Source organism: Salifodinibacter halophilus (genome assembly GCA_012999515.1).
In the GTDB taxonomy this organism is placed as follows: Bacteria; Pseudomonadota; Gammaproteobacteria; order Nevskiales; family Salinisphaeraceae; genus Salifodinibacter; species Salifodinibacter halophilus.
On the sequence record JABEEB010000431.1, the window covers coordinates 1 to 255 of the forward strand.

General features: G+C 72.2%; 1 protein-coding gene. It reads right to left on the reverse strand.

The window, feature by feature from the left end; all coding sequences use genetic code 11:
- On the reverse strand, positions 1 to 255 hold a 255-nt coding region (locus HKX41_12335), incomplete at both ends, for a cupin (GenBank protein NNC24923.1).

Here is a 255-nt window from a genome sequence, read left to right on the forward strand (position 1 = left end):
CAGGTCGGTGAACCAGTGCGTGCCATCGGCGCCGGTGGCGACGCCGTCGCTGATCGGCTTCGGCCCGGCCGGCGCGATCGCCGTGGCGATGGCCGCATCGTCGGCGCCTTCGCGCAGCAGCCGCGCCGGCAGGCGGTACCAGGTGGTGCCGTTCATCGCGCCGAAGTACAGCGTCTCGCGGTCGGCCGACAAGGTGATCGGGTTGATGCCCACGCGCGCCGGCTTGCCGCCGAAGTTCACCACCCGGCCATCGAT